General features: G+C 69.1%; 12 protein-coding genes. 8 read left to right on the top strand and 4 right to left on the bottom strand.

Annotated features, from left to right (window positions below; all coding sequences use genetic code 11):
* The 4 genes from ACNA7R_RS02955 to ACNA7R_RS02940 form a co-directional block, all read left to right on the top strand.
* On the top strand, window positions 1–289 hold a 289-nt coding region (locus ACNA7R_RS02955), incomplete at its 5' end, for an ABC transporter substrate-binding protein (RefSeq protein ID WP_416282044.1).
* A gap of 4 nt (window positions 290–293) precedes the next feature.
* Window positions 294–1,157, top strand: a complete 864-nt coding sequence (locus ACNA7R_RS02950) for a phosphatase PAP2 family protein (RefSeq protein ID WP_416282042.1) — start codon at window positions 294–296, stop codon at window positions 1,155–1,157.
* A gap of 53 nt (window positions 1,158–1,210) precedes the next feature.
* Window positions 1,211–2,959, top strand: a complete 1,749-nt coding sequence (locus ACNA7R_RS02945; RefSeq protein ID WP_416282041.1) for an ABC transporter substrate-binding protein — start codon at window positions 1,211–1,213, stop codon at window positions 2,957–2,959.
* On the top strand, window positions 2,959–3,795 hold the full coding sequence (locus ACNA7R_RS02940) for a phosphatase PAP2 family protein (RefSeq protein ID WP_416282039.1): 837 nt from the start codon (window positions 2,959–2,961) through the stop codon (window positions 3,793–3,795). Before ACNA7R_RS02945 ends, ACNA7R_RS02940 begins: the two co-directional genes overlap by 1 nt.
* Before the next feature lie 87 nt (window positions 3,796–3,882).
* Here the strand turns inward: ACNA7R_RS02940 and ACNA7R_RS02935 are convergent, their stop codons facing one another.
* A complete protein-coding gene (locus ACNA7R_RS02935; RefSeq protein ID WP_416282038.1) occupies window positions 3,883–4,245 on the bottom strand; it encodes a hypothetical protein in 363 nt (120 codons plus the stop codon).
* Between the two features lie 255 nt (window positions 4,246–4,500).
* Here ACNA7R_RS02935 and ACNA7R_RS02930 point away from each other — a divergent pair, with 255 nt between their 5' ends.
* Complete coding sequence (locus ACNA7R_RS02930) at window positions 4,501–4,686, top strand: hypothetical protein (RefSeq protein ID WP_416282037.1); 186 nt, start codon at window positions 4,501–4,503, stop codon at window positions 4,684–4,686.
* Window positions 4,687–4,740: 54 nt separating this feature from the next.
* On the opposite strand, the gene ACNA7R_RS02925 is transcribed toward ACNA7R_RS02930, so the two are convergent.
* Window positions 4,741–5,493 (bottom strand): DUF2797 domain-containing protein, encoded by a 753-nt coding sequence (locus tag ACNA7R_RS02925; protein ID WP_416282036.1) that lies wholly within the window; start codon window positions 5,491–5,493, stop codon window positions 4,741–4,743.
* 47 nt (window positions 5,494–5,540) lie between these two features.
* Entirely contained in the window at window positions 5,541–6,137 is a 597-nt protein-coding gene (locus ACNA7R_RS02920) for a class I SAM-dependent methyltransferase (protein WP_416282035.1), read from the bottom strand.
* Window positions 6,138–6,244: 107 nt separating this feature from the next.
* Between ACNA7R_RS02920 and ACNA7R_RS02915 the strand changes: the two genes are divergently transcribed.
* The 3 genes from ACNA7R_RS02915 to ACNA7R_RS02905 all read left to right on the top strand — a co-directional run bounded on the left by ACNA7R_RS02915 (window position 6,245) and on the right by ACNA7R_RS02905 (window position 8,741).
* A complete protein-coding gene (locus tag ACNA7R_RS02915; protein WP_416282034.1) occupies window positions 6,245–6,595 on the top strand; it encodes a BsuPI-related putative proteinase inhibitor in 351 nt (116 codons plus the stop codon).
* 110 nt (window positions 6,596–6,705) lie between these two features.
* Window positions 6,706–7,608 (top strand): CbiX/SirB N-terminal domain-containing protein, encoded by a 903-nt coding sequence (locus tag ACNA7R_RS02910; protein ID WP_416282033.1) that lies wholly within the window; start codon window positions 6,706–6,708, stop codon window positions 7,606–7,608.
* Window positions 7,609–7,610: 2 nt separating this feature from the next.
* Window positions 7,611–8,741, top strand: coding sequence for a DR2241 family protein (locus tag ACNA7R_RS02905; RefSeq protein ID WP_416282032.1), 1,131 nt, complete (start codon window positions 7,611–7,613; stop codon window positions 8,739–8,741).
* Here the strand turns inward: ACNA7R_RS02905 and ACNA7R_RS02900 are convergent.
* The gene (locus ACNA7R_RS02900; RefSeq protein WP_416282031.1) at window positions 8,738–9,331 is read right to left on the bottom strand and encodes a hypothetical protein; all 594 of its coding nucleotides are present in this window, start codon (window positions 9,329–9,331) and stop codon (window positions 8,738–8,740) included. The genes ACNA7R_RS02905 and ACNA7R_RS02900 overlap by 4 nt on opposite strands.
* Window positions 9,332–9,338 lie beyond the last annotated feature (7 nt).

Here is a 9,338-nt window from a genome sequence, read left to right as displayed (position 1 = left end):
CGTCGGGTTCAACGCCCGAATCGAGCCGTTCAGCAACCCGCACGTCCGCCGACTGGTCTCCGGGCTGCTCGACGAGTCCTGGATCGTCGACGAGATCTTCGACGGCCGCGCGACCCCCACCGCGACCCCGCTGCCCGAGGAGTGGGTACCGGAGGGGCTGCTCTGGGAGGGTGCGGATCCGGTGACGCCGTTTTTCGGTGACGACGGCGACCTCGACGCCGAGGCCGCCAGGGCGGCGTTAGAGGAGGCGGGGTACCGGTACGACGACCAGGGGCGGCTCCACCTGTAGTCCGATGGAAGCCGAGATCCTCACGCGGGTCCTGACGCGGGTCGCCGTCGTCGTCGGACTCCTGCTTGCGGTCTCGACCGCTGCGTTCGTCGGTCGCGACCGCCTCGTCTCGACGGTTCGCGAGTGGCGACCCCGCGTTCGGGCATCAGTGCCCGCGTTCGCGGTGCTCGTCGTCGTCCTGTGGCTCAACCGCGTCATGCGACAGGCCGGTCCGGGGATCTCGGAACGGATCGGGATCCACATGACCGAGACGTTCTACGACCTCGAGGGGGAGTTCGTCCTCGTCTTCCAGTCGATCGCGACGGGAGAGCTGACGGCGTACTTCTCGTTTATCTACGTCTACGGCTACGCCTTCCTGCTGATCTTCCCCGGAATCGCCTACTTCGTGCTGTCGGATACCCTGCCGTTCCGCCGGCTGCTGACGGCGTACTCGTTGAACTACGTGATCGGACTGGCGTTTTACCTGCTGATCATCGCCTACGGCCCGCGAAACGTGATGCCCGAGGAGCTGACGGTGACGATGCTGTACGACAACAGTCCCGAGTACCAGCACCTCACCCGGCAGGTCAACCGCAACACCAACGTCTTCCCCTCGCTTCACACCTCGCTGGCCGCTACCGTCGGCATCTTCGCCTACGAGACGCGCTCGAGCTACCCGAAGTGGTTCCCGATCGCGGTCGTCCTCGCGATCAGCGTCGCGATCTCGACGATGTATCTGGGAATCCACTGGGCGATCGACGTCGTCGCGGGACTCGTCCTCGCCGTCCTCTGCGTCCGGCTCTCGGCGGCCCTCGTCGACCGGCGGCCCGTCGTCAGGGTCCGTCGATACCTCGATCGCCGGTCGGCGAATCGCGGCGATCGGGAGTGAGCCGAACGCAATACTGTTATACGGGCACTGGCTGAACTGAAGACATCCACCGAATGACCGAAGGGAACGGTGCCACGTCCGATCGACCCCGAAGTCGGCGGTCGGTCCTCGCCGGAACGGCCGGGCTCGCCGTCGCGACCAGCGGCTGCGTTCGCCAGGTCCGGACCGTCGTCAACCGCGAGCCGATCGACCAGCTCTCCGTGACGATCGTCACCCTGCCGGCCGACGGCGACCGCGAGGGAATCCGGCTCGCCCGGGAGATAGCCGCCGTCCTCGAGGCGGTCGGCGTCGACGTCTCGATCGACATGCGCTCGAACGAGGAGTTCCTGCGGGCGGTCCTGATCAACCACGAGTTCGACCTCTACGTCGGACGCCACCCCGGGAGCACCGACCCGGACTTCCTCTACGAGGCGCTGCACTCGGTCTACGCCGAGGAGTCCGGCTGGCAGAACCCCTTCGGTTACGCGAACCTGCAGCTGGACGACCTGCTCGAGGCCCAGCGTCGGGCCGACGGCGAGGAACGCGAGGCCGTCGTCTCGGAACTGCTCGAGGAGCTGGCCCGCGAACAGCCGTTCGTCCCGATCTGCGTCCCCGAGGAGCACCGCTTCGTCAGGACCGACCGCTTCGACGGCTGGGGCGAGGCCCATCCGGCCACCCGACTGGGCTACCTCGAACTCGAGGCCGGCGACGACGTCGATCGGCTGCGAACGGCCCACACCGACGCGCGCATCTCCGAGAACCTCAACCCGCTGACGGCCGAGTACCGGGATTACGAGCCGTTCCTCGAGCTGGTGTACGACTCGCTGGCGACCGAACGCGACGGCGAGATCGAGCCCTGGCTCGCCGAGGACTGGACCTACGACGACGGTACCCTCCGGGTGCGGCTCCGCGAGGACTGCCGGTTCCACGACGACGAACCGCTCGTCGGCGACGACGTCGACTTCACCTACCGGCTGCTGCAGGACACCGAACTCGAGGAGGGGGAATCGCCGTCGCCGCCGCCCCGGTACAGGGGGCTGGCAGCCGCCGTCGAGTCGATCGACGTCGACGGCGAACTCGACCTCGAGTTCGAACTCGACGCGAGCGAGGCCGTCGCCGAGCGCGTCCTCACCGTCCCGATCCTGCCGGCACACGTCTGGGCGGAGCGGGCCGAACCCGCGAGGATTCGGGGCGTCGACGTCGCGCAGGGAGCCACCGAGGCGGTCACGACCGACAACGTCCCGCCGATCGGCAGCGGCCCGTTCCGCTTCGAGAGTCGAACCGAGCGCGAACACCTCACCCTCGAGCGCTACGACGACCACTTCACCCGCCGCGAGGACGTCGACCTGCCCGAGGCGAGCGTCGAGGAGCTTCGGGTAGGGATCGATCCGCGGAGCACGTCGGCGATCGAACTCGTCACCACGGACGGCGCCGATATCACGAGCGCGATCCTCGAGACGTACGTCCTCGACGACGTCGAGCCGACCCCGGAAACCGCGATGCTCGAGTCGCCGTCGTGGACGTTCTACCACCTCGGGTTCAACACCCGTCGGGCGCCGTTCGCCAACCCCCGGTTCCGACGCGCCGTCGCGGGGCTGCTCGACAAGGACTGGCTCGTCGAGGACGTCTTCCACGGCTACGCCGCGCCGACCGCGACGCCGGTCACGGAGGAGTGGACACCCGAGGAACTCGCCTGGAACGGCGAGGATCCGGCGACGCCGTTTTTCGGTACCGACGGCGACCTCGACGTCGACGCCGCCAGAGACGCCTTCGAGGACGCCGGCTTCAGCTACGACGGCGGAGCCCTCCGGGTGAGACGCTAATGTTGGTCCAGGTGTTGCTCCAGCTGACCGTCGTCGTCGCCCTGCTGACGCTCGCGGGGATCGCCCTCATCGTCGGCCGGTACCGGCTCCGGGACACGCGCCGCGAGTGGGCGTTCCGACTGGGTGCGGCCGCGCCGATCACGGTCGTCCTCGCGGCCGTGTTGCTCGCCAACAGCGTCGCCAGACAGATCGTCCCCGACCTCTCCTGGATGTTCGGCTGGAACCTCACGTGGGCGATCTACGACCTCGAGGGACAGTTCATCCTCTGGCTGCAGTCCTTCGAGACGCCGGCGCTGACGGCCTTTTTCTCGTTCGTCTACATCTACGGCTACGTCTTTCTGCTCGTCTTTCCCGTGGTCGCGTACTTCGCGCTGTCGAACACGCGACCGCTGCGGGAGCTGCTGACCGCCTACACGCTCAACTACGTGCTCGGACTACTGTTGTACACGTTCGTCATCGCCTACGGCCCGCGAAACATGATGCCCGAACTCGTCGACGCCCTGATGTACGACACCTACCCGCGCTACCAGCACCTCACCCGACAGGTCAACCGCAACACCAACGTCTTCCCCTCGCTGCACACCTCGCTTGCGGCCACCGTCGGCGTCCTCGCCTACCAGACCCGGGAGGTTTACCCGCGGTGGGCGATCGTCGCGATTCCGCTGGCAATCAGCGTCGCGATCTCGACGATGTATCTGGGGATCCACTGGGCGATCGACGTCGTCGCGGGGATCGTCCTCGCGTACGTCTGCGTCAAACTTGCGGGCGTCCTCGTCGGTCGGTGGTCCGTCACCGAACGGTTCGACGTCGAAAACCCGCTCTCCCGGCTGCGGTGAGTGCTCGAGCGAGTTCGGTCTCGCTTCGTACGGGAACGGCCACGTCGCTACCCGGAGGCGCAAAGAACGCCGAAAAAGGCGGAGTCGCTACTGGTCCTCGAGCGCGTCGGCGATGCGCTTGAGCGCGCGGGTCTGGTCGCGCATCTCGTCGCGGAGCTGTCGGACCTCGCGGACGAGTTCCTCGTTGCCCTCGTCCTGGGCGCCGGGGCCGCCCGGACCGCCGCCGGGGCCGCCGCCCATCATGCCGCCCATCATCTGTGCGAACGGGTTGCCGCCGCCGCCCATGCCGCCGGGGCCGCCACCGCCGCCGCCGCCGAACGGGCTCTCGGGCGGCTCGCCCTCGCCTTCGCCCTCCTCGGCGCGTTTCTCGCGGATCTCCTCGACTCGCTCTCGGAACGACTTCTCCTCGCCCTCGTCGCCGGCGTCGTCGGGTTCGTTTTCGTCAGCCATACGTTCGGGTTCCGTAGCACAGCGGAAAAGGATTGCCATGTTCCCGACCGCCGACGCGTTTATCGGGCTCCTCGAGCCCGGGCGCCCGGCACGCCCGCGCTCCCCGACGCGACCGCGAAGGCGCGGAACCCGGGGGCGGAAGAACTCCTCCCGCCGGACGCCTCCTACCGGCGGCCGCGGCTGGGCGACGAGTGGGACCACGTCCACGTCTGGCGCGTCGACGACGACCGGGCGGCGATCCACGCTCACCTCGACGTGCTCGATCTGACCGCCTCACACTTCCACCGGGGTGCCCAGTACGGCGAGGCGGCCGCGGACGTCACCGCCCACCTGACCGGCGAGGGATGGACCGAGCGAACCCCCTACCACATCGACGACGGCGTCGAGGACGCCCGCCTCGAGCGCTGGGACGGGACGGGAGACGCGAAACTGGGGTACTGACGCCTCTCGAGGTGTCGAAACGGCTCGTCGGGGATGCGAGATCGCGGGACCGGATCAGCCGAACGATCCCAGCGACGACTGGAGGTTCCGGCTCGTCTCGCCCTCCGTGATCTCGTAGCCCACGAGGTCGCGCATGTCGACGGCGTAGGTCGTGCCGCCCGTCTCGAGGACCAGCAGCCGTCCCTTCACGCCGACGACGGTGCCCGAGGCGATCGTCTCTCGAACCGGTCGGCTCTCGAGTTCCAGTCCGTACTCGAGGTCGAACCGATCGATGACGTCGAACTCCGCGAGGACGGCCTTCCAGGCCGCCTCGTCGACGGTGCTCGCCAGCGAGGCGACCTTCGGCCCCGTCCTGACGCGATCGACCAGCCAGTCGGCGATCTCGGCCTCGAGTTCGCGGGCGATCCGGCCGTTCGAGACCGTGTGGACGTGGGCCGCCCGGTCGGCGCCCTGCTCGCGGAGGCGAGTGTCGAGGCGCCGGCTCTTGGTGACGCCGACCTTGAACGTCTCCGGGGCGAACGCGGCGACGTAGACGGCGTGTTCCTGGTAGCAGTCCATCTCCGGCTTGAGGCAGGTGCCCGTACAGCGGGCACAGACCCACGTGCTCGTGTGGTACTCGCAGTAGGGCGCCCTCGAGCGATCACAGGAAACGTGCTCGCCGCTATCGACCGTCCCGGCACAGCGCCGCGAGCCGAGGGCGTACGAGAGCTCCGTGCCGGACTCGAGTGGAACGGACTCGACGCACCCGCCGTCGCTCACCAGCAGCGCCGAGCCCCGTCCGCTCGGTTCGTAGCCCACGAGTTGCACGCCACGGAGTTGGCGATGAGCGCGGATAGGCGTACCGTTCCGGGTACTCACTCGCGGTCGAAGACCAGCCCGTAGTGGTACGGCGGCAGCTCGACCGTGCGGTCGACGGCGAAGTCGCCGCCCTCGAGGACCGCCTCGCGGGTTTCGTCGGGACCGACGCGGAGTTCGGTCGGCGGGCCACGGGGCTCGCCCGCGAGGGTCGTCTCCTCGCGCGGGCGGTCGACCCAGTTGACGACGACGAACGAGCCGCCGGGCCGAAGCGAGTTCGCGACGGCCTCGAGCAGCCGTTCGCGATCGTCGACGCCGTGGAAGGCGTTCGCCAGGAGCACCGTCTCGACCGGTTCCGGGAGAATCTTGTCCAGGTCGCGGGCGTCGCCGCGGATCGTGTGCACGTTCTCGATCCCCTGCATGGAAGCGACGTCCTCGAGGGCCGCGAGCAGGTCGGGCTCGAGGTCGACGGCGTACACCGGCGCGGGTGCGACGATCCTGGCGGCCGGCAGCGCGAAGTAGCCGTCGCCCGAGCCGACCTCGGCGACCGGCGCCTCGCGGTCGATCCCGAGGCGGCGAAGCGTCGCCCCCGGCGTCGGCCAGAGCTTGCCCCACCAGTCCCAGTCGGGCTGGCTCGTGTTCCGAAACAGATCCATACCGAACACCACGTTCCCGGCAGTTCGTAGGCGTTCCGTTCGGGCGACGTCGACGGTCGGTCGGTGCCGGCTGAAGAACTATACGGCGGGCCGGCACAGGTTCGCGTATGGCACTCGAGGGACGACTCGAGACGGCGGTATCGTCGGGGACCCCGGGATCGGACGCGGTGACGCTCGAGTTTGTAGTCACTAACGCCGGCTCCGAGCCGGTCGAACTGCAGTTCTCGGACGCCTGCAAGGCGGAGTTCGTCGTCGAGGACGAGGGCCGGGAGGTCTGGCGGTACACCGACGGCCGGATGTTCGCCCAGATGATCAGTTCGGAACGGATCGCGCCCGGCGAGGAAGCGACCTACGAGGCCGAGTGGGAGAACCCGCAGTCAGGCGAGTACACCGCGGTCGCCGAGTTGCGCGCCCAGGAAGCGATCTGTGAGGCCCGCACCGATCTCTCGGTCCCGTAGCCGACCGCTGACGGCTCGCGGTCGATCGCCCGTCGCTCGCGTCGTCGGGAACGGCGGCGACTCGCGCTCCCAGCGAAGTTCCTAAACGCCACCCCTCCTAACGGCCGCGTATGCAAGCGCTGGTCGTCGCGGCACACGGCTCGCACCTCAATCCGGACGCCTCGGATCCGACCCACGCCCACGCCGACACGGTCCGGGAGGCGGGGGCGTTCGACGAGGTCCGCGAGGCGTTCTGGAAGGAGGAACCGCACTTCCGCGAGGTGATCCGCACCCTCGAGTCCGAGGAGGTGTTCGTCGTCCCCCTGTTTATCAGCGAGGGGTACTTCACCGAGCAGGTCATCCCCCGCGAGCTTCGCCTCGAGGGGTGGGACCCCGAGAAGTGGGACTCGGACGGGACCGACGCCTCGCAGGTGACGCTCGAGGCCGGAGACGTCGGCAAGACGGTCCACTACTGCGGTCCCGTCGGCACCCACGACGCGATGACCGACGTCATCGTCGGGCGCGCCGAGAGCGTGACCGGGGATCCCGACGTCGGAGACGGGTTCGGTCTCGCAGTCGTCGGCCACGGCACCGAGCGAAACGAGAACTCGGCGAAGGCCATCGAGTACCACGCCGACCGCATCCGCGAGCGCGAGCGCTTCGACGAAGTGAAGGCGCTGTTCATGGACGAGGAACCGGAGGTCGACAACGTCACCGATTTCTTCGAGAGCGAGGATATCGTCGTCGTCCCGCTGTTCGTCGCCGACGGCTACCACACCCAGGAGGACATTCCGGAGGACATGGGCCTGACCGAGGACTACCGGCTGGGCTGGGACGTCCCGAGCGAGGTCGACGGCCACCGGATCTGGTACGCCGGCGCCGTCGGCACCGAGGGGTTGATGGCCGACGTCCTCCTCGAGCGGGCGGCCGACGCCGGCGCCGACCTCGGTGACGCCGTCGAGCGCGTTCGCGCGATGACGGCCGGGAGCGACGGCGCGGCGACCGACGAGCCGGAGCCGGAGGCGGGGGACTGATCGTGGCCGACTCGGTCCCCGACTTCGACGCCCTGCTCGTCGCTGCCGGCGAGGGAGTCGACTTCGACGGCTTCGTCCTCGAGCGAACCGACGGCGGGACGTACGCCCTCGAGACGCCCGAGGCTCGCGAAACCGGCCTCGAGGAGGGGGAACTCGAGCGCGCCCTCGAGTCGATCCCGGCGTTCGTCTCGAACTGGCGCTACTGGGACGCGATCGGCGGCGAGGGGACAGCCCGGCGGGCCTTCCTGCGGTGGTGCGAGCGGGCGCCTCTGGCCGGCGCGACGGCCGAACATCGAACGCTCGGGGACGACACCCTCGAGGTCCCCGAGCGTTACGACGCCCTCGAGGACGGGGTCGTCCGGGAGTGGGGACAACTCAGAGTCACCGCCGAGCTGGTCAAGGGGGGCGAGGGCGAACGCCGGTACGAACTCCGCCACCTCGACGACGCCGACCGTGCCCGCGAGGAGCTCGAGCACCACGAGGATCCCCGTGACGCCCGTGAACTCTCGACGTACGACGGGAAGGGGCGCTACCGACCGCTGAAGACCGCCCCGACGCTGCGGTCGGGGTGGGTCTTCCCCGAGCTCACGGGCCGCGAGCTCGTCGACGCGGTCGATTTCTTCTACCCGGCGACGGTCGCCAACTGGCACTGCGAGCGACGCGGCGAACTCGACGTCGACCACTGGCTCGAGACCGCCGAACGCCAGACGGGGATCTACGACGTGATCGACGAGCTACCCCGGGAGGCCGTCGACTGGATGGCTGAGGCCTGCTGCGTCGACTCGCAGTGTCTCCGCCGACGGGAGTGGGAGTACGACGAGGACGACGAGCTCGAGCCCGAGGGCGGCGACGGGCCGTTCCCCTGCCGGGAACCCTGTTCGCTCGTCGTCGCGGCCGCGCGCAAGTGGGCGATCCTCGAGTCCGAAGACGAGCGCACGTACGAACTCGAACTCACGCCGAGCGAACGCAACCAGCTCGCCGAGCTGATCGACGCGGTCGCGGACGGTCGCACGGACGAGATCCGCGAGGCGGACGTCAACGACGGCGCGAACCGTTACCGAGCGCGGTACCTCCGGGCAAAGCGGTTCGACGAGGACGGCGGGCTCAAGGCGACGGAGCGGGAACGGAACTAGGGTCGAAAACGCAGTCCGGCCGCGGCGACGACGGCCACCGCGACGACCGCGAAGACGGCGACGGCGGCCGTTCCGCCGGCCACCGCGGCGACGGCGAGCGCGACGACGACGGCTCCGAGCGCGATCGCTGCGAGGGTCGTCGGTCCGACGTCGCCGGGCAGTCCGAGGTCGCCGAACAGGGGTTCGGACGGCTCCGGCGACCGGTCGGTCGAGGATCGCTGTGGTTTCGCGAGGGATTCGTCGACCTCGACCCGATCGGGGCCGGGTTCGACGGTAACCGCGATCGCGGCCGACTCGGCGCCGTAGCCCGTCGAAACCTCGAGGAAGCCCTGGACCGACTCCTCGAGACTGCCCGCGTCGACGTCGATCGGAACCGGCGTTCGCGCGTCGGCCTCGACGTAGTAGTTCGACTGGGGAAGCGAGGCGACGCGGGCAAGTTCCTCGTCAAGCCGGCAGTGGACGTGAGTCGGGGTGTCGTGGCCCTCCAGCAGCAGCGTGAACGGCTCGGAGGTCTCGAACGTGGCGGTCGCTGCCTCGAGGCGCTCGGGCGAGTTACGGTTGACGTGGACGGTGACCGCTGGGGTGAACACGGTTCAG

Source organism: Natronococcus sp. (assembly GCF_047921035.1).
Classification (GTDB): domain Archaea; phylum Halobacteriota; class Halobacteria; order Halobacteriales; family Natrialbaceae; genus Natronococcus.
This window is presented reverse-complemented; position numbering and strand designations above follow the sequence as displayed.